This window comes from Halomonas sp. LC1 (assembly GCF_030247125.1).
In the GTDB taxonomy this organism is placed as follows: Bacteria; Pseudomonadota; Gammaproteobacteria; order Pseudomonadales; family Halomonadaceae; genus Vreelandella.
This window is the reverse complement of record NZ_JASSPG010000001.1, coordinates 255,863-274,356: the sequence shown is the minus strand read 5'-3', so window position 1 is coordinate 274,356 and position 18,494 is coordinate 255,863. Positions and strand designations below refer to the sequence as shown.

The following is an 18,494-nucleotide window of genomic DNA, read 5'->3' as shown; positions in this document are numbered from 1 at the left end:
TGCCCCCGTGGCGATCGGTCAATGTTTAGAAAAATGAATGGGAAATCGACGCATGAAAAGAGTGATTCACTCAGGTAGAGCGAGTCTAGTGACGCTGATCGCCGCGTTAGCGCTCACGGCATGTGGTCAGGAGCAGCCACAAGAGCAGCAAAGCCAGCAGGAAGCGCCGCCCCACCCGGTGGAAGTCGCTGAAATAGCGCGTCAAGACATACCGCTGGATAAATCCTACCCCTCGCTGCTACGCAGCGACAGCGAAGTGACGCTGGTGGCGCGGGTGAGCGGGTTTCTGGAAGAGCGCCACTTCGAGCCGGGCCAAATGGTGGAGCAGGGCGACCGGCTTTATACCATCGAGCCTGACCTTTATCAGGCGACCGTCAACCAGCGTGAAGCCGACCTGCAAAGCGCTCGCGCCGAGCTGGCGCGTGCCCAGCGGGATGCTCAGCGTTTCGAGCAGTTGCTGAGCCAAAACTCCGTTAGCCGCCAGCAGTACGACCAAGCGCTTGCCGAGCAGCGCGTGGCGCAAGCCAACGTGGCCCAGGCGGAAGCGGCGCTGACCAGCGCCAATCTGGATTTAGGCTACTCCAACGTGACGGCACCGGTGTCCGGTATGATCAGCTTGAGCCAGATCAACGTCGGTAACCTGGTGAATTCGGGCACCGAGCTCGCCACGATCACGCCGCTGGATCCGCTGGAAGTACGCTTCCAACTGCCCCAGCGGGATGCCTTCGAGCTGCGTCGTCAGCTTGGCAACGACGGTGATGCTTCCCAAATCACCGCTCGCCTACAGGTGCCTGGGCTGGATGGTAGTGAAGGCAGCGAGCTGGAAGGTCGTTTGGACTTCCTCGGCTCCCGCGTGGATACCGGCACCAGCACCGTGCAGGCCTCGGCGACCTTTGCCAATCCCGATGGCGCGGTACTGCCCGGCCAATTCGTGCGCGTGCGCATCGAAGGTTTGAAACGCTTCGATGTACTGGCCGTGCCGGAAATTGCCGTGACCCAAGGTCTGATGGGCCCGCTGGTCTACGTGCTGGATGACGAGAACAAAGCTCGCGAACGCACCGTTCAGTTAGGCGAAGTCGCAGGCCCCTGGCAAATCATCCGCGATGGCTTGGAGCCAGGTGACCGCGTTGTCGTCGGCGATCCGGCTGGCTTGGAGGCGGGCGTCGTGATCGACCCTCAGTCGTTTAGTGGCGACGCTGCTGACCTCGTGGAAGAGACCGAGCAAGAAGAAGCCCAGGAAGAAGCGGAAGCCGCCGACGCGATGCAACAAGCCGACGGCGCACAACCCGCTGCTGAAGGGGAAGAGGGCGCGCAATAATGAATTTCTCTAACTTCTTTATCAGCCGCCCGATTTTTGCCACGGTACTGGCAATTATCGTCACGCTGGTAGGCGTGATGGCCATGCGGGTGCTGCCGATCGAGCAGTACCCTAGCGTGGTGCCGCCCACGGTATCGGTTCAGGCCCAGTTCCCAGGGGCGGATGCCGAAACCGTGGCACAGACGGTGGCTGCGCCGCTGGCCGAGGCGATTAACGGCGTCGAGGACATGCTCTACATGACCTCCAACAGCGCCGATAATGGCACCATGAGCCTGAGCGTGGCGTTCAACATCGGCACGGATGGCGACATCAATACGATCAACGTCAATAACCGTGTTCAGGGGGCACTATCGCAGCTGCCCGAGGCCGTCCAGTCTCAGGGGGTGACTGTCGAGCTGCGGTCAGACTCGATCCTGATGCTGGTGGCCTTGACCTCCCAGAGCGGTGATTATGACAAGATCTATATGCAGAACTACGCCACGCTCAATATTCTCGATGAGCTGCGCCAAGTGCCTGGGGTGGGTAATGCCGAGGTACTTGGCGGTGGCGAGTTTGCCATGCGTATCTGGATGGACCCTGACAAGCTAGCGCAGTACGACCTTACGCCTAGCGAAGTGGCCAGTGCCATTCGTGCTCAGAACACCGAAATCCCCGCCGGTAACTTGGCCGCTACGCCACAAAGCGAGCCGCGCGCCTATACCTATACGATTACCGCCGGTGGACGTCTCACGAGCACTGACGACTTCCGCGAAATCTTCCTGCGTACCAACCCCGATGGCTCATCGCTGCGTCTGGAAGACGTCGCACGGATCGAGCTGGGTGCCTCCTTTTATGGTGTCGATGCGCGTTTGAACGGCGATGCCATGACGCCGATCATTATCAACCAGCAGCCGGGGGCCAACGCGCTGGAAACCGCGGATGCGGTGCGCGCTACCATGGAGGAGTTGTCCGGGCGTTTCCCGCCGGGCCTGGAGTACGTAACTCCGTATGATACGACGCTGTTCATCGATGCCTCGGTCGAAACGGTCATCAAGACGTTCATCGAAGCGTTCCTGATCGTTATCGTAATTCTGTTTATCTTCCTGCAGAACTGGCGCTTTACCGTCATCGCCATGTCGGTGGTGCCGGTATCGGTGATCGGTACCTTCGCAGGCTTCTATCTATTCGATTTCTCGATCAACCTGCTGACGCTATTCGCGTTGGTGTTGTCGATAGGTATCGTGGTGGATGACGCGATACTGGTGGTCGAAAACGTCGAGCGGGTCATTAGCGAAGAGGACGATATCAGCGTTCGTGACGCGACGATCCGCGCTATGAAGGAAGTGGGCGGGCCGGTTATCGCCACGTCACTGATCATGGCGGCGGTCTTCGTGCCGGTGGCTTTCCTGGGCGGGTTTACCGGGCAGATCTATCAGCAGTTTGCGATCACCGTGGCCATTTCGGTAGCGCTGTCGGCGTTGATGGCGTTGACCTTTACCCCAGCCCTGTCGGCGATCTTCATCAAGCACAACTTGCACCATTCCAAGCAGTCGGCCTTTAGGCGTGCCATCAGCACGCCACTGCGTCTGTTCGACCGCTTCTTTGCCGGTTTTACCGCCGTGTACATGTGGTTCGTCAAGAAGCTGGTGCGCTTCTGGGTGCTGGCGTTGGCGCTCACCGTGGCAGTGGGCGCGGGCTCCTATTGGCTCTACGCCAACACGCCCTCGACACTGGTGCCCGAGACCGACCAGGGGATCGTGCTGGCGAGTATCTCCTTGCCGGATGCTGCCTCGCTGAGCCGTACCCAGGCATACATGGCGGAGCTGAGCGAGCAGATCGAAGCGATTCCAGGGGTCGAGTACTCTTCTGCGGTGGCGGGCTATGACATTCTGTCCAGCGCGGTGAATACCGCACGCGGCATCATGTTCATCAACATGAAGCCATGGGCGGAGCGTGAGCTCACTGCCAATGAGCTGGTTGGCCGCATCATGCAGCTGGGTGCCAGTATCGATGGCGGTTCGGCGATGGCCTTCAACGTGCCGCCGATCATGGGACTGTCTACCACCGGTGGTTTCACCGGTTACCTGCAGTCGTTCGACGGGGCGTCTACTCGGGAACTGTATGAAGCCTCGCTGCAAATCATGCAGGCCGCGAACCAGCACCCTGTATTGAACCGAGTGTTCACGACGTTCAACGTAAACGTGCCCTCGTACCGGGCGGAGATCGACCAGCAAAAAGCGCTCAGCTACGGCGTCGCGCTTGAGAATATCAATTCGGCGCTGGCGAACACCTTTGGTAACGGGTTCGTGAACTACTTCAGCTACCAAAACCGTAACTTCCAGGTGTACTTGCAGAACGAAGACGAGTTCCGTAAAACGCCGGAAGATGTCAACAACGTCTACGTGCGCGGCGGTAATGGCGAGCGTATCCCGCTCTCTGAGTTCGTCACCCTCGAACGCCAGACGGGGCCTGCGGTCGTGTCACGGTTTGGGGTCTACGCAGGGGCGCAGTTCCAGGGTAACCCGGCACCGGGCTACAGCTCGGCTCAGGCCATCGAAGCCATGGAAGAAGTGGTGCAGGAGACGCTGGGCGATAACTGGGGCATGGGCTGGACCGGTACGGCGTATCAGGAATCCAACCTGGGGAATACGGCAACGCTTGCGATCGTGTTCGGTATCCTGATGGTGTTCCTGATCCTAGCGGCGCAGTACGAAAGCTGGTCGTTGCCGCTGGCGGTACTGACCGCCACGCCTTTCGCATTCCTTGGCGGTATTGGGGGGATCGTGCTGCGTGGTTTGGATACCAGTGTCTATGTGCAGATCGGCATGCTAGTGGTGGTCGGTCTGGCGGCGAAGAACGCCATCCTGATCGTCGAGTTTGCCGAGCTGCAGCGTAAAGAGCTGGGTAAATCGATTCGCGAAGCGGCGATTACCGCAGCAGAACTGCGCTTCCGTCCGATCGTCATGACGTCGCTGGCGTTTGTCTTCGGTACTTTGCCCTTGGCCTTGGCGACCGGTGCCAGTGACGTAAGTAGTCACCACATCGGTACCACGGTCGCCGTGGGGATGGCATCCGTAGCGATTCTGGGGAGTCTGTTCATTCCCAGTTTCTACGCCATGATTGCCGCAGTATCGGATTGGCTCTACCGCAAGCGCCATCCGAACCAGGAGCGTCAAGAGCAAGCGGAGCTCGGCCACGATAAGGCGTAACCTATCTGGCCAGGCCTACCACGGGCGCCCCTTTACGGGGCGCCCGTTTTTTTTGCCAGCGTTATGATGCGGGTCAAATCTGCCGCTTCATAAGCGATTAAGATGAGCTACGCTAGTAGTGACCACCGCTTTCAGCTTGTACTAATAAACGCCAATAAATAGAGCTTGGGTCAGGCGAAAACAAGACTGGGCAACGCGCTCAGAGGAGAACACGCCATGCAAACGCTTATCTCTGCTGCTCTGCAGTTTCCTACCATCGTTTTTACCTTTTTATTAGCGCTCATTGCGCTCTATTGGCTGCTGGTGCTCATTCGGCTAGCGCCGTTGGAGCTATTCGAACGCGACAGCTTGCGCGATGATCACATGGCCAGCACGCTCGTTTCGCTAGGGTTTGCTGGCGTGCCCGCCACGCTAGCGCTCAGCGTCTTAGTGCTCTTTGCTGGGGCGCTGTCGCTTGCCGTTGAGCTTTTGGCCCTGCGCTGGATGGCGCTGGGCATGCTTAGGGTGCCGGTGGGGGTACTGGTGGTGTGGGCTGCGCTCGCGGTGGCTTCTCCCATGGCCGCCGCTGTATGCCATGTGTTGCAGCGTGGGCTGCACCGTTATCAACCCTTCAAACGTCGCTGCCTGCTGGGCGCTACCGTCGTGGTGGCAGAGCGCCAAAACGATGAATCTGCCAGCGCTACGCTGCTCAATGAGCCCAGCAGTACGGTCAAATTGCACTGCAAAGCCGGGGACTGCCCGCAGCCAGGGGAGCGCCGTGTGCTGGTGAAATATCTTGCTGAGGAGGGTGCGTACCGAAGCGTTTTAGAGCAGCACTACTTGGACACGCGCGTGCGTATCAATAAGCTTCGTTTGCAGCACAAGCATCACCCTAACGGCTACTCTACCTGACTTCTGTTTGGGTTAATGAAACCAGCGCCGCCACTGCTTCGTCAGCCAACTCAGTAATGAGGACGAAACGGCGGTGCTGGGGGCCGCTGCGCGATGTGCACGTGCCGGTTCGTTGAGGAAGTGGCGAATGGGCGTAACCTGCTCAGGCGTATTGAGCATCGGCGCGTGACCACAGCCCGCTGCGGTCAACGTCGTCAACGTAGGCTGTGCCTCCGCCATCTTGGGAAGCGTCTCGGCGTCGAGCAGGGTCGATGTCTCCCCTCGAATCACCATGATCGGGCAGCGTATATTGGCCCAGTCCGCCCAGGTGTCCCTGGGCGTGTCGTGGATAAACTGCTCGCCGATGCGTGGGTCGAAGTGGTAGGTCCAACTGCCATCGGGCAGGCGGCGGGCACTATGAAGGGCAAGCTCTCGCCACTCCTCGGCGCGAGTAATGCCGAAGCTAGCGTAATGCTTGGTGAGTTCCGCTTTTAAGTCGGCAAAGTTGTTGAACCGATGCGTCACGCCAAAGTAGCTCGACAGAGCGATCAATCCCTCTTTGTTCAATTCTGGCCCTACGTCGTTGAGGATCAACCGTGAAATACGCGCGCGATGCTGCTCGTTAGCCGCGATCAGTATCCCTAACAGGCCGCCCATCGACGTGCCGAGCCAGTCCACCTGTTCGAGCTGATAGTGATCCAGTAGTGCGATCGCGATGGTGAGGTAGTGACTGTAGAGATAGTCGTGAGCGGGAAACAGCGACCAGCTCGATAACCCTCGTCCGGGGGTATCGGGCGCGAGGATTCGCCATTCACTGCCCAGCTCTCTTGCCAGCGCAGCAAAGTCGCCGCCGTGACGGGCAAGCCCGTGCCAAGCGATCAACGTGCGTGGTGCATCTGGGTTCCAGATGCGAACGGCAATGTCCAGTTCGCGCACGCGAACAAACTCTAACGCATCCATACGGGGTACCTGTCAAAACGGATACGCTCAGTATAGTCCGCTATGCTGCAACGCAATAGGAAGAGTCAGCTCAGCGGTGAAGCATGGCCATCAGGGCATCGATCAATTCGCCGCCTCGTTCGCGAAGCGAAAAGGCATCCGGGTTGCGCAGCCAGTCGTGGAACAGGCCGCCCAGCGTGGACTGCATGAGCCGCGTGGCCACCTCCGGCGTGACATCATCGCGTAAAAGCTGTTGCTGTTGGGCGAGCTGAAAAACCACGAACATCTCGTCGAAGCACTCTTCCGCAATTTCGTCCTGCATTTCGATGGGATTGATATCACTAAAGAATTCACAGCGATGCAGCAAAATGGAAAGGATGCGCTGGTGGGAGGGCTGCTCCAAACGGTTCAACCCCGCGTGGCAGGCAAGACGAATGGCATCGAGCGGCGATACGGTTGGGTCGGCGTTATTGACCTCTTCCATCAGCGACTGGAACGGCATGCGCACTCGCTGCACCAGGGCCATGAACAGGTCGCCTTTGTTCTTAAAGTGCCAATAAACGGCGCCTCGGGTAAGGCCAGCATGGCGAGCGATTTGCTCTAACGACGTGCGTGCAACGCCTTTTGCGAAAAACACCTCTTCAGCAGCATCCAACAGCGCTTCGCGAGTTGCAGCAGCCTCCGCTTTGGTTTTTCTTGCCATGAAACCATTACCTCAATATCAACACAGAATGGCACTATTTTATCTGATGTGACGGCTTTTTTACATTCAAAACTGTATGGATAGCGGGTTAAGTTGATAATGTAGGTTATCAAGCGCGTTACTTGATGCTGAAAAGCGTATAAGATCGATTTAGAAACGCTGTTTTAAAACCCTGAGGCACCGTGTTTTGGCGTGTCAGGCTCTGTCTCAACGTACGTGTAAGGAATGGCAATGGCGCGAGCACCTTTCTCTCTAGCTGGGCATACTGTGATGCCCGGACAACGTTTACAGATCGACGTGCCGGTGGCGCGCCTGTATACCCATACGCCGCTGCATATTCCGGTCGAAGTGGTCCACGGCCGCAAAGAGGGGCCGGTGATGCTGGTGTGCGGCGGGATTCATGGCGATGAGATCAATGGTGTGGAGATCGTCCGCCGCTTGCTGCGCTCGAAAGCGATCAATAGTCTGCGCGGTACGCTAATTGCGGTGCCGGTGGTGAATGTCTTTGGCTTTCTTCAGCAGACTCGTTACCTCCCTGACCGCCGGGATTTGAACCGCTGCTTTCCGGGCAGTGAAAAGGGCTCGCTGGGTGGCCGCATTGCGGCGCTGTTCCGGGAGGAGATCGTCGATCATGCCACCCATATCATCGATTTGCATACGGGGGCCATTCACCGCACTAACTTGCCTCAAATCCGTGCACAGTTGAGTGCGGGCAGCGAAACCGAGCGTATGGCCGACGCTTTTGGCGCGCCGGTCATTTTGAACGCGGAACTGCGCGAAGGCAGCCTGCGCCACTACGCCCAAAGCCGCGGTATTCCGGTACTCACCTATGAGGCTGGTGAAGCGTTGCGCTTCGATGAGTGGGCTATCGCCCCTGGCGTGCAGGGCGTTCTGCGCGTTATGCGCCGGTTGGGCATGCTGACAGGCGAGCAGCGCCGCCGAGCACCGGCCCCGGCGGAGCTGGCCAATGGCTCAAGCTGGGCGCGTGCGCCCATCGATGGCATCCTGCGCCCCAAAGTGCGCCTGGGGGCACGGGTGGCCAAGGGCGAAGTGCTGGGCAAGGTAGCGGACCCATTCGGCAACGATGAAGATGAAGTACGCTCCATGGCCGACGGCATCGTCATCGGCATGAGCCGCTTGCCGCTTGCCAACGAAGGGGAAGCGCTCTACCACATCGCCCGCTTCGACGAAATCGAAGAGGCCGAAACGGCGATCGAGAGTTTTCAATCCAGCCTAACGCCTCCGCCAGACGCAATGTATTAATACGCTTCGATAGGAAAATGCTATTAGGCTAATAGCCATGCAACCAGCGCCATGGATGGCGAGATACCGCCTTGTTGACTATACCTGTGTGGGTGCCGCCTTAGCTTACGTTAAAAAAGCAGCAGCGAGCGGTGCTTTCCAGTGGTACAGACCGTGCCATGTCGAGCGTGACAAGGAGGAAGAGTAATGAGCAGTGGTAGCCAGCATCCCACCACCAATGAAGCAGGTATTCCGGTATCGAGCGATGAGCATTCGCTATCGGTAGGCGCGGATGGCCCGATCGTCATGCACGATCACTACCTGATGGAGCAAATGGCGGCGTTTAACCGGGAAATGATTCCCGACCGCCAGCCCCACGCCAAAGGCAGCGGCGCGTTTGGCCACTTCGAAGTCACTCACGACGTCAGCCAATACACCAAAGCGGCCTTCTTGCAGCCAGGCACAAAGACCGATGTGCTGATCCGTTTTTCCACCGTGGCAGGCGAGAGCGGTAGCCCGGACACGTGGCGCGACCCTCGTGGCTTCTCGATTAAGTTCTACACCGAAGAAGGCAACTTCGACATGGTGGGTAACAATACCCCCGTGTTCTTCGTGCGCGATCCCATGAAGTTCCAGCACTTCATTCACTCCCAAAAGCGCCGCGCGGATAACGGCCTGCGGGACCACGATATGCAGTGGGATTTCTGGACGTTGGTGCCCGAATCTGCCCACCAAGTCGCGTGGCTAATGGGCGACCGCGGTGTGCCCGCCACGTGGCGACATATGAACGGCTACTCCAGCCACACCTATATGTGGGTGAACGAGGAAGGTGAGCGGTTTTGGGTGAAGTATCACTTTAAAACCGATCAGGGCATTAAGTGCATGACCCAAGAGCAGGCCGACCAGATGGCCGGTAGCGATGCGGACTACCACCGCCGGGATCTGTTCGAGGCGATCAAGCGCGGCGACTACCCGACTTGGACGCTGCACATGCAGATCATGCCGTTTGAGGATGCCAAGACCTACCGCGTTAACCCCTTCGACCTTACCAAAGTGTGGTCGCATAAGGATTATCCGCTGATCGAAGTGGGCAAGCTGACGCTAGACCGCAATCCCACGGATTTCCATAGCGAGATCGAGCAGGCCGCGTTCGAGCCCAACAATATGGTGCCGGGCACCGGGCTTTCGCCGGATAAAATGCTTTTAGCCCGCTCCATTTCCTACGCCGACGCTCACCGTGCGCGGTTGGGGGTGAACTACAAGCATATTCCGGTCAATACGCCCAAGTGCCCCGTGCATAGCTACGGTCAGGGTGGTGCGATGCGCATTCGTCATGCCACCGACCCGGTGTACACGCCCAATAGCAAAGGCGGTCCCAAGGCCGACGGACAGCGCTATCCGGAAGACGCGGTGTGGTCGACGGACGGGCAATTCGTGCGCGCCGCGTATACGCTGCGCAAAGACGACGATGACTGGAGCCAAGCGCACGCACTAGTGCGTGAGGTGATGGACGATGCCCAGCGCGACCGTTTGGTTTCCAACGTGGTGGGGCATCTTTCCGGTGGCGTGACGGAACCGGTCTTGGAACGCGCCTTTGAGTACTGGCGCAATATTGATCAAGAAGTAGGCGAGCGTATTGAACAAGGCGTTCGCGCGCAGTAGCCCCTCAAAGAAAACGCCCAGCGATAGCATCGCTGGGCGTTAGCTAAATATCCAGCCCGCAGGCCGTTAGGTCACGGGCTGGTCGGTTGTATTTTCCTCAAAAGCTTCCACTTCGAACTCAGGCTCGCGAACGAGGCCGAGCGCGTCATCAAACAAGCGTAAGCCCGCGCCCTCTTTATGTGCGTGCTCCGACAGGTGACGACGGAACCGACGCCCGCCAGGGCAGCCCTGGAAAAGTCCTAGCAAGTGGCGAGTAATATGGTTGAGCTTCGCCCCTTCATCTAGCCGCTGCTGAATGTACGGGCGAAACGCCGTGGCCGCTTCCAAGCGTGTACGGGCAGGGCCCTGCTCGCCAAAGAGCTGCTCATCCACACCCGCCAGTAGCCATGGGTTTTGGTACGCTTCACGACCCACCATCACGCTATCCACCTGCGCAAGCTGCTCTTGGCACTCCGCCAGGGTTTTAATCCCGCCATTGATACCGATATGCAGCTCAGGATGGCTCTGCTTTAGCCGATGTACGCGGGGGTAATTGAGCGGCGGAATATCGCGATTCTCTTTCGGCGACAGCCCCTGCAGCCACGCCTTACGGGCGTGTACGGTAAATACTTCACAGCCTGCTGAGGCCACAATATCAATAAACCGCGCTAAATCGGTGTCTTCATCCTGGTCATCGATACCAATACGACACTTCACCGTGACCGGAATCGACACCGCCGCCTGCATGGCCTTCACCGCAGCGGCCACTTTGTCGGGGTGGCCCATTAGGCACGCGCCAATCATATTGTTCTGCACCCGGTCACTGGGGCAGCCAACGTTTAAGTTGACCTCATCATAGCCCCACGCCTGCGCAATCGCCGCGCATTCCGCCAGCTCACCCGCATCGCTGCCTCCCAACTGCAAAGCAATGGGATGCTCCACTTCGCTATATCCCAAAAAGCGCTCGCGGGGAGAACCATGCAGCACCGCCCCGGTGGTCACCATCTCGGTATACAGCAGCGCCCGCTTGGTGAGCGTGCGGGCGAAGGCGCGGTAATCGCGGGTCGTCCAATCCATCATGGGGGCGACGGAGAATCGGCGGGCCGCGTTTGCTGGGTGTTGTGTCGTCATATCAATCACTTGCATCAGTAGGATGCTGTCTATATGTCTTGCTCGGAGGACCACTCATGTACCAATGTCAACGTTCTTGCCGTGTCACGAAAAGAGGTGGTACGCCGTGGCTATGTAGTCGGAGGGGTATCGTTAGCGTGCAATTGTACGCAAGAAGGGCTGAACAGTACAAAGCTGGGCGTACCGCTCAAACGTTAATAGGGCAGTGTCGCCCAATGATGCGTGGCTTATCAAAGGGGGCGATGTGGGAAGGCTTGTATCAATAATGGCACAGCAGATCGCTCTTCTTATAAACCCTTGCATCACTTTGCGTATTTTGCGGTCAAAAGCGGTATGGTGAGAGCTTGCGTTGTGCTGTCGTGGGCGGAACACTAACAAGAGGAGTCGTTATGGGGAAAACGCTCGGTAGTATTGGCGTGGCGCTGGTAGGCACCCTGCTATTGAACGGCTGCAGCGGGCCGGAAGAGGAGGTGGCCCAGTCACAGCCGACCTCGGTTGCCGAGGAGCGTGCATCGGAGCCAGAGCAACCGACTGAGTCAATGGAGCCGCTGCAGGTCGCGATCTCTACCACGGCATCGTTAAGGCCGGATCGTCGTCTCATGGTGCAAGGGGAGACCAACTTGCCGGATAGCGCTCAGGTGCAGGTGATCGTCGAAAGAGAGCTTAGTCGTGTCCGCTGGCAGGCGCGGACGCGGGTTGACGGCGGCCGATTCGAAGCAGGGCCGTTTGGCTCGGGCAGCGGACTCCCGGATGGCGGCTACTTGGTTACGGTACAGCTAGGCGAATCCACCGTTCAACCGGAAAGCGTACAGACACGCATTGGCCCGGAAGGCGAATATTTGGCGGGAGAGCTAGTGAGCCAATCCCGCCATGGGTTAGGACAGATAGCCACCTACTCGCGCCGTTTCTTGATTGGCAACGAACCAAGACGAACACGCGACCAGGTGGAAGTGATTGAGGACAACTAAAGGGATGGGGAGGTAGTTGCTTTAGGCAGGACACCAGTGTGCCAACAGCACGGCATGGATAGAGGTGTCACTGGGGGCTTTCGCAAAGTGTTCGATCACGAAGCGGTCATCACGTTGGACCAAGTAATGGCCTGCTTTGTGGAACACATGCGTCGGGCCGAGCAGGAGTAAATCACCGGATGCAATGGGTGAAAAATCCGTGTCTTTTCCAGGAGTCGCCATCACGCAAGGCGCTTTCCAGTCGATCTTTAACGGCAGATGATGCGGTACGGTAATGGTCGTTGCCTGAACCTGTTCCCAGGGGAGGGGACCCGTATGGCTCAGGGTTAACAGTTGTGGTGCACTGTCGCCTTCTAGCAGGGTAGCCAGCGAACAATCAAGGGCATCAGCCAGCGCGACCAAGCGCTCGTGGCCGATCTGTTTGATCGCCCCAGACTCCCAGTAAGAAATGGTGACATCTGACACGCCAACTTTACGTGCAAGGGCAGCTTTGTTGAGCTTGGCCCTAAGCCGCAGTTGCTTGATACGTGAGCCTAGCGATTCCATTTCATTTTCCTGTCGATGAGCCAAATCAGCTCGTTGAATGTACTTCCACCCGTAAGGTGGCGCTCTGATCATATTGAGAAAGGCGCAACTCTTTCTCATGTATGAACACGAATCATAGGTACTACGCCATACTAAGCGATTGTGCTTTAACGCGCATCTTCCTATCGACGATCCTTGAGCATCCGATCAGACGCTTTTAAGTCGAACTCGTTCCCTTGCTAAGGCTGTTGGTTGTTCTAAGGGTGCGTATAATGGCGCCACGCTTCATTGCCAAAAGGATCCGTTGATGACCGTTCGCACTCGCATCGCGCCTTCTCCCACAGGAGATCCGCACGTAGGCACTGCTTATATTGCGCTGTTTAACCTCTGCTTTGCTCGTCAGCATGGCGGCCAGTTCATTCTGCGTATCGAAGATACCGACCGGGTGCGTTCCACGCCTGAATCCGAGCAGATGATTCTGGATTCCCTGCGCTGGCTGGGGTTGGAGTGGGACGAGGGGCCCGATGTTGGCGGCCCCCATGGCCCTTACCGTCAAAGCGAGCGGGGTGATATTTACGCAGTGCACGCTCAACAGCTGCTAGACGCCGGACATGCGTTCAAGTGCTACCGCACGAGTGAAGAGCTGGACGAGCTGCGGGAGTCGCGTAAAGAAGCGGGGCTTCATCTTGCGCTGAAGCCCGCCGATCTGGCCCTAGAGGCCGCCGAGCAGGCGCGCCGTGAGCAGGAAGGCTGGCCGTACGTGATACGTATGAACGTGCCCAGCGAGGGCGTATGCGTCGTGAATGATATGCTGCGCGGCACCATCGAGGTGGACTGGGCGCAGGTCGATGCGCAAATCCTCATGAAGTCTGACGGCATGCCAACCTATCACCTGGCTAACGTGGTAGATGACCACTTGATGGGCATTACCCACGTGCTGCGCGGTGAAGAGTGGATCAACTCAGCGCCGAAGCACCAACTGCTATACGAGTACTTTGGCTGGGACATGCCGCAGCTGTGTCACATGCCGTTGCTGCGTAATCCGGATAAGTCCAAGCTCTCCAAGCGTAAAAACCCCACGTCGATCAACTACTATCGCCGCATGGGTTTTTTACCTCAGGCCGTGACCAACTACCTGGGCCGTATGGGTTGGTCGATGCCTGATGAGCGTGAAAAATTCAGCCTGTCCGAGATGATGGCGGAATTCGATATTCAGCGAGTCTCACTCGGTGGGCCCGTGTTCGATCTGGAGAAGTTGACATGGCTGAACGGCGTCTACATTCGGGAAGACCTGGATGACGACTCACTGCTGCAGGCGCTCCGTGAATGGGCGTTCAACGATGCGTACGTGAAGCAGATTTTGCCGCAAGTACGTCCCCGAGTAGAGACGCTTTCCCAGGTCGTTCCGCTAGCGGGGCACTTCTTCTCGGGCTTACCGGCGCTTAGCGAAGATGACTTCGAGAGTGTCAAGCTCGAGAACGAGGAGCTCGTCAAGCTCCTGCAGTTCCTGGTATGGCGCTTTGAAGCCGTGCCTGCATGGCATAAAGAGGCGCTATTGGCCGAGGTGAAAGCATTGGCGGAGCACTTCGATCTCAAGATGAAGGCTTTTTTGGCACCGGTGTTCATCGCCATCACAGGAAGCACGTCTAGTACGTCGGTCATGGACGCGATGGCCATCCTGGGCTCCGACGTGACGCGTGCTCGGCTGCGCAACGCCATCGAGGTGCTTGGGGGCGTGTCCAAAAAGCAGGCGAAGCGCTTTGAAAAAGAGTATCGCGACCTGTAATTGACCATCTTCCCTGCACACGAGGAGCGCCACGTGACCCCTAGTGAGAAAGCGTGGCGTTTTCTTCGATAAATACGCTTGACGAAGATCAGGCGAATCAGTAATATACGCTCCGTCTTCACGACATGTGGGGCCTTAGCTCAGCTGGGAGAGCGCAACACTGGCAGTGTTGAGGTCAGCGGTTCGATCCCGCTAGGCTCCACCAACATCAATTTCCATTGGTGTTGTTTTGTCCAAGATATCTCAGGTCAGATACGTCCCATTCGTCTAGTGGTCTAGGACACCGCCCTTTCACGGCGGGAACAGGGGTTCGAACCCCCTATGGGACGCCACCTCGTTTATCTGCTTCTTCAAAACAGTCTAATTCGCAAATAGCAATGAGTCTTCTCACTTGCCTTTTTTGCATTCCCGCCGTTTAGAACTTGCGTCCATTTCACGCGTTTTTTGTCAATATTGTGCTTGACTTGTCCACTTTTGCGTCTCGATGAAACGGGTTGTGCACAACCGCATAAATATGACGCAAAAAATCAGCGATTTACCTTAAACCCTTTTAAATCAGTAACTTATGTTAGGTTAAAAAATAACCAATTTAAGGCTGGGTCACTGTTCATGGCGATTGTGGGACGTTTTCTAGTGGTTGTGAACAGGGTTATCCACAGATAGTGTGGAAAACCCTGTCCAGATTGGCAGTGCCCGAAAGTCAAGCGTTATTCTGGCTTGCGCAGCCGTTTTAACAGCGAGGACGTGTCCCAACGGCCACCGTCCATACGCTGTACGTCCGCATAGAATTGGTCGACCAGGGCGGTGACGGGGAGAGTGGCGTTCAGTCGTCGCGCCTGCTCTAGGCAAATGCCCAAATCCTTGCGCATCCAGTCCACCGCGAAGCCGTGGTTGTACTCGTTGGCGATCATGGTGGTGTGGCGGTTCTCCATTTGCCAAGAGCCAGCGGCGCCTTTGGAGATGACGTCGATCACCTGGTGCTGATCGAGGCCGGCCTGTTCGGCAAAGTGCAGGCCTTCCGCTAAGCCTTGTACCAGTCCAGCGATACAGATCTGGTTCACCATTTTCGTGAGCTGACCGCTACTGGCAGGACCCATGAGCGTCACGGCACGTGCATAGTGGTTCAGAAGGGGGGCGACCGCATCGAAGTGAGCCTGCTCGCCACCGCACATGATGGTGAGGGCGCCGTTTTCCGCCCCTTGCTGCCCGCCTGAGACAGGGGCGTCGATGAATGCTACGCCGCGCTCCCGGCACGCAGCTTCTAGCTCCAGCGCTAAATCTGCCGATGCGGTGGTGTGATCGACCAGGTAGCTTCCGCTGTCCATGGTGCTCAGGGCGCCGTCGCTGCCGGTAGTCACTTGGCGCACGTCGTCGTCGTTGCCCACGCAGACCAGCACTAGGTCGGCCCCTTTGGCGGCCTCGGCAGGCGTCGCGTGGGCTGTGCCTCCGAATGCGTTGGCCCATGCCTCCGCCTTGCTGGCGGTGCGGTTATAAACCCGTGTGGTGAGACCTTGCTTGGAGAGGTGGCCCGCCATGGGGTAGCCCATGACGCCAAGACCGATAAACGCAACGGTTTTGATAGATCGCATAAAACACCTTTGTTGTTGGTAGAAGGTACGAGCAAACAAAAGGCCACCCGTGGGTGGCCTTTGTCATCCTATGCGTGCATTAGCGCGTTAGCCGCCAAATCACTTGCTAGGATAGTCACGTTTTTCGTGACCGACGTACAGCTGGCGCGGGCGGCCGATTTTGTAGCTTTCACTGAGCATTTCATGCCAGTGAGAGATCCAGCCAATGGTGCGCGACACCGCAAAGATTACGGTAAACATGTTGGTCGGGATGCCCATGGCTTTCAGGATGATGCCCGAGTAGAAATCGACGTTCGGGTACAGTTTACGTTCGATGAAGTACTCATCCTCGAGCGCGATCTGCTCCAGACGCTTGGCGATTTTGAGCTGCGGGTCGTCGGCCATGCCGAGTTCGGCCAGCACTTCATCACAGGTCTCTTTCATCACTTTGGCACGCGGATCGAAGTTGCGATACACGCGGTGACCAAAGCCCATCAGCTTGAACGGGTCGTTCTTGTCTTTCGCTTTGTCGACGAAGCGCTGAATGTTCTCTTCTGAGTCGTCGCCGATCTCGTCGAGCATGTTCAGCACGGCCTCGTTTGCGCCGCCGTGGGCCGGACCCCACAGGGCGGCGATACCCGCGCTGATGCAGGCAAACGGGTTAGCGCCGGTGGAGCCCGCCAAACGAACGGTCGAAGTCGAAGCGTTTTGTTCGTGGTCCGCATGCAGCATAAAGATGCGGTCCATGGCTTTCGCGTAGACCGGGTTGATTTTGTACTCTTCGCACGGATTGCTGAACATCATGTAGAGGAAGTTCTCTGCATAGCTCAGATCGTTACGCGGGTAGTTGAACGGCTGACCCACGTTGTACTTGTGCGACATGGCCGCCAGGGTCGGCATCTTGGCGATCAGGCGGATAGCGCTGATGACCCGGTCTTCCTCTTGAGTGATGTCCATGTGGTCATGGTAGAAGGCTGCTAGGCCGCCTACGACACCACACAGAATCGACATCGGGTGCGCGTCGCGGCGGAACCCTTTGAAGAAGTTGTTGATCTGGTCATGCACCATGGTGTGATTGCGAATGCGCGATTCGAAATCAGCGTACTGCTCGTCGTTGGGGAGTTCGCCAAACAGCAGGGTGTAACAAACTTCTACAAAGTTCGACTCTTTCGCCAGTTGATCAATGGGGTAACCGCGGTGCAGCAGTACGCCCTTGCCGCCATCAATATAGGTGATTGCGGACTGGCAGGAAGAGGTGGCCATAAAGCCGGGGTCGTAGGTAAACAGGCCTTCAGCACCTAGGCCGCGCACGTCGATGACGTCGGGGCCAAGTGTGCCGGAATACATGGGCAGCTCGATCGTTTTATCAAGACCGTCTACCGTCAATGTCGCTTTCCTGTCAGCCATGCTGGCCTCCTTTCGAATTCGGTTTGGGACGTAAAGTCGTTGTTTCGCATACCGCGCCGGCGAAAAGGCTTGCCCACTATAGAAGTGTGCGACATTTTGTCAATTAGCCTAAGCGCTAGTAACGCTTGTACAGACATTGTTGTTTTGAACAATTATTGTATATGATGAATAGGGTGTTCATAGTAGCGAAGTGCCAGAGGATTGACGATACGTTAACAGGCTTATCAAACCATCAATCTGCTGTCACTATAACCATGCTGCATCGCAAAATCGACTCGGGTAGGCGGCATTTTTCTTGCACCATGGTCGAGTTAAGCCTGAGATCGGTTTGTCAGCAGGGGCTAAGGTTCTTATAATCCACGGCGCGCGACCGGCAGGTAGGTGGTCGTGCCCGACTTGGCAACGGCCGAGCCCCTTCCAGCAACCACTGCCCGCTCGGGCTATGCCCGACCTGTCGCAGAGCGGGCCAAGAGAGTGTGTATAACGCCGTGAATAGCAAACGACCCGTAAACCTAGACCTAACCACGATACATTTCCCACTACCGGCGCTAACGTCGATTACACACCGTATCACGGGTGTCATCCTGTTCGTTGGCCTGATCTTCGCTTTTTGGGCGTTGGGTAAATCCCTGTCATCTCCGGCTGGCTTCGACGCTGTCAGCAGCGCCTTGGCTAACAATTTCTTCGCCAAGTTCGTTGCGTGGGGGCTGCTGTCTGCCTTGGCGTTCCACTTCGTCGCGGGCATCAAGCACTTGTTGATGGATGCCAACATTGGCGTGACATTAGAAGGTGGCGTGAAAAAAGCACAGGCGACCGTCGTAGTAAGCGCAGTTCTGATCATTCTGGCAGGAGTTTGGGTATGGTAACCAACATCACAAGTTTTGGGCGCAGCGGGCTGTCTGACTGGCTAATGCAGCGTGTTTCTGCGGTCGTTCTGGCCCTTTACACCGTTTTCGTGGTCGCCTACCTGCTGCTCAATCCGAATCTGGATTACTACACCTGGAGCGGTCTGTTCGAGCAAACCTGGATGCGCATTTTCTCGCTGCTGGCGTTTATCTCGATCGCCGCGCACGCCTGGATCGGTTTGTGGACAGTCACCACCGATTACCTCAAGTCCACTCGCCTGCGCGTGGGTGCCCAGACGCTGATCATTCTGGCCATCTTCGTGTACTTGGTGTGGGGCATTCAAATTCTGTGGGGAGCTTGAT

The 18,494-nt window shown here is 57.3% G+C and carries 15 protein-coding genes and 2 tRNA genes; 11 read left to right on the top strand and 6 right to left on the bottom strand.

All coding sequences use genetic code 11. From position 1 onward, the window contains the following. The first annotated feature begins 52 nt into the window (after positions 1–52). The 3 genes from QIT27_RS01255 (at position 53) to QIT27_RS01245 (ending at position 5,397) form a co-directional block, all read left to right on the top strand. Positions 53–1,318, top strand: coding sequence for an efflux RND transporter periplasmic adaptor subunit (locus QIT27_RS01255; RefSeq protein WP_253017030.1), 1,266 nt, complete (start codon positions 53–55; stop codon positions 1,316–1,318). Next, complete coding sequence (locus QIT27_RS01250) at positions 1,318–4,506, top strand: efflux RND transporter permease subunit (protein ID WP_159341482.1); 3,189 nt, start codon at positions 1,318–1,320, stop codon at positions 4,504–4,506. The genes QIT27_RS01255 and QIT27_RS01250 overlap by 1 nt, the downstream gene beginning before the upstream one ends. A gap of 216 nt (positions 4,507–4,722) precedes the next feature. Continuing rightward, complete coding sequence (locus QIT27_RS01245) at positions 4,723–5,397, top strand: hypothetical protein (RefSeq protein WP_062373565.1); 675 nt, start codon at positions 4,723–4,725, stop codon at positions 5,395–5,397. 12 nt (positions 5,398–5,409) lie between these two features. Here the strand turns inward: QIT27_RS01245 and QIT27_RS01240 are convergent, their stop codons facing one another. Together QIT27_RS01240 and QIT27_RS01235 are read right to left on the bottom strand one after the other, a co-directional pair. Beyond that, positions 5,410–6,336: an alpha/beta fold hydrolase gene (locus QIT27_RS01240; protein ID WP_159341484.1), complete on the bottom strand. Its 927-nt coding sequence runs from the start codon at positions 6,334–6,336 to the stop codon at positions 5,410–5,412. A 70-nt stretch (positions 6,337–6,406) separates the two neighbouring features. Further along, complete coding sequence (locus QIT27_RS01235; protein ID WP_285262637.1) at positions 6,407–7,018, bottom strand: TetR family transcriptional regulator; 612 nt, start codon at positions 7,016–7,018, stop codon at positions 6,407–6,409. A gap of 231 nt (positions 7,019–7,249) precedes the next feature. Between QIT27_RS01235 and QIT27_RS01230 the strand changes: the two genes are divergently transcribed. Then, positions 7,250–8,281, top strand: coding sequence for a succinylglutamate desuccinylase/aspartoacylase family protein (locus QIT27_RS01230; RefSeq protein WP_159341485.1), 1,032 nt, complete (start codon positions 7,250–7,252; stop codon positions 8,279–8,281). Between the two features lie 186 nt (positions 8,282–8,467). Then, positions 8,468–9,922 (top strand): catalase, encoded by a 1,455-nt coding sequence (locus tag QIT27_RS01225; RefSeq protein WP_159341486.1) that lies wholly within the window; start codon positions 8,468–8,470, stop codon positions 9,920–9,922. Positions 9,923–9,988: 66 nt separating this feature from the next. On the opposite strand, the gene dusA is transcribed toward QIT27_RS01225, so the two are convergent. Beyond that, complete coding sequence (gene dusA / locus QIT27_RS01220) at positions 9,989–11,032, bottom strand: tRNA dihydrouridine(20/20a) synthase DusA (protein ID WP_285262636.1); 1,044 nt, start codon at positions 11,030–11,032, stop codon at positions 9,989–9,991. 389 nt (positions 11,033–11,421) lie between these two features. Here dusA and QIT27_RS01215 point away from each other — a divergent pair, with 389 nt between their 5' ends. Beyond that, positions 11,422–12,000: a hypothetical protein gene (locus tag QIT27_RS01215; RefSeq protein ID WP_285262635.1), complete on the top strand. Its 579-nt coding sequence runs from the start codon at positions 11,422–11,424 to the stop codon at positions 11,998–12,000. A 21-nt stretch (positions 12,001–12,021) separates the two neighbouring features. On the opposite strand, the gene QIT27_RS01210 is transcribed toward QIT27_RS01215, so the two are convergent. After that, the gene (locus tag QIT27_RS01210; protein ID WP_253017041.1) at positions 12,022–12,546 is read right to left on the bottom strand and encodes a helix-turn-helix domain-containing protein; all 525 of its coding nucleotides are present in this window, start codon (positions 12,544–12,546) and stop codon (positions 12,022–12,024) included. A 286-nt stretch (positions 12,547–12,832) separates the two neighbouring features. On the opposite strand from QIT27_RS01210, the gene gltX reads away from it, so the two are divergent. The 3 genes from gltX to QIT27_RS01195 all read left to right on the top strand — a co-directional run bounded on the left by gltX (position 12,833) and on the right by QIT27_RS01195 (position 14,643). Further along, on the top strand, positions 12,833–14,311 hold the full coding sequence (gltX, locus tag QIT27_RS01205; protein ID WP_285262634.1) for a glutamate--tRNA ligase: 1,479 nt from the start codon (positions 12,833–12,835) through the stop codon (positions 14,309–14,311). Positions 14,312–14,440: 129 nt separating this feature from the next. Further along, positions 14,441–14,516, top strand: a tRNA-Ala gene (locus QIT27_RS01200). 51 nt (positions 14,517–14,567) lie between these two features. Beyond that, positions 14,568–14,643: transfer RNA gene (locus tag QIT27_RS01195), tRNA-Glu, on the top strand. Positions 14,644–15,018: 375 nt separating this feature from the next. On the opposite strand, the gene QIT27_RS01190 is transcribed toward QIT27_RS01195, so the two are convergent. Next, positions 15,019–15,900: an NAD(P)-dependent oxidoreductase gene (locus tag QIT27_RS01190; protein WP_285262633.1), complete on the bottom strand. Its 882-nt coding sequence runs from the start codon at positions 15,898–15,900 to the stop codon at positions 15,019–15,021. Between the two features lie 99 nt (positions 15,901–15,999). After that, the gene (gene gltA, locus QIT27_RS01185) at positions 16,000–17,286 is read right to left on the bottom strand and encodes a citrate synthase (protein WP_139525436.1); all 1,287 of its coding nucleotides are present in this window, start codon (positions 17,284–17,286) and stop codon (positions 16,000–16,002) included. 488 nt (positions 17,287–17,774) lie between these two features. Between gltA and sdhC the strand changes: the two genes are divergently transcribed. Further along, positions 17,775–18,152 (top strand): succinate dehydrogenase, cytochrome b556 subunit, encoded by a 378-nt coding sequence (sdhC, locus tag QIT27_RS01180; protein WP_217352983.1) that lies wholly within the window; start codon positions 17,775–17,777, stop codon positions 18,150–18,152. Further along, a complete protein-coding gene (sdhD, locus tag QIT27_RS01175; RefSeq protein ID WP_139525437.1) occupies positions 18,146–18,493 on the top strand; it encodes a succinate dehydrogenase, hydrophobic membrane anchor protein in 348 nt (115 codons plus the stop codon). The genes sdhC and sdhD overlap by 7 nt, the downstream gene beginning before the upstream one ends. Position 18,494: the final 1 nt, after the last annotated feature.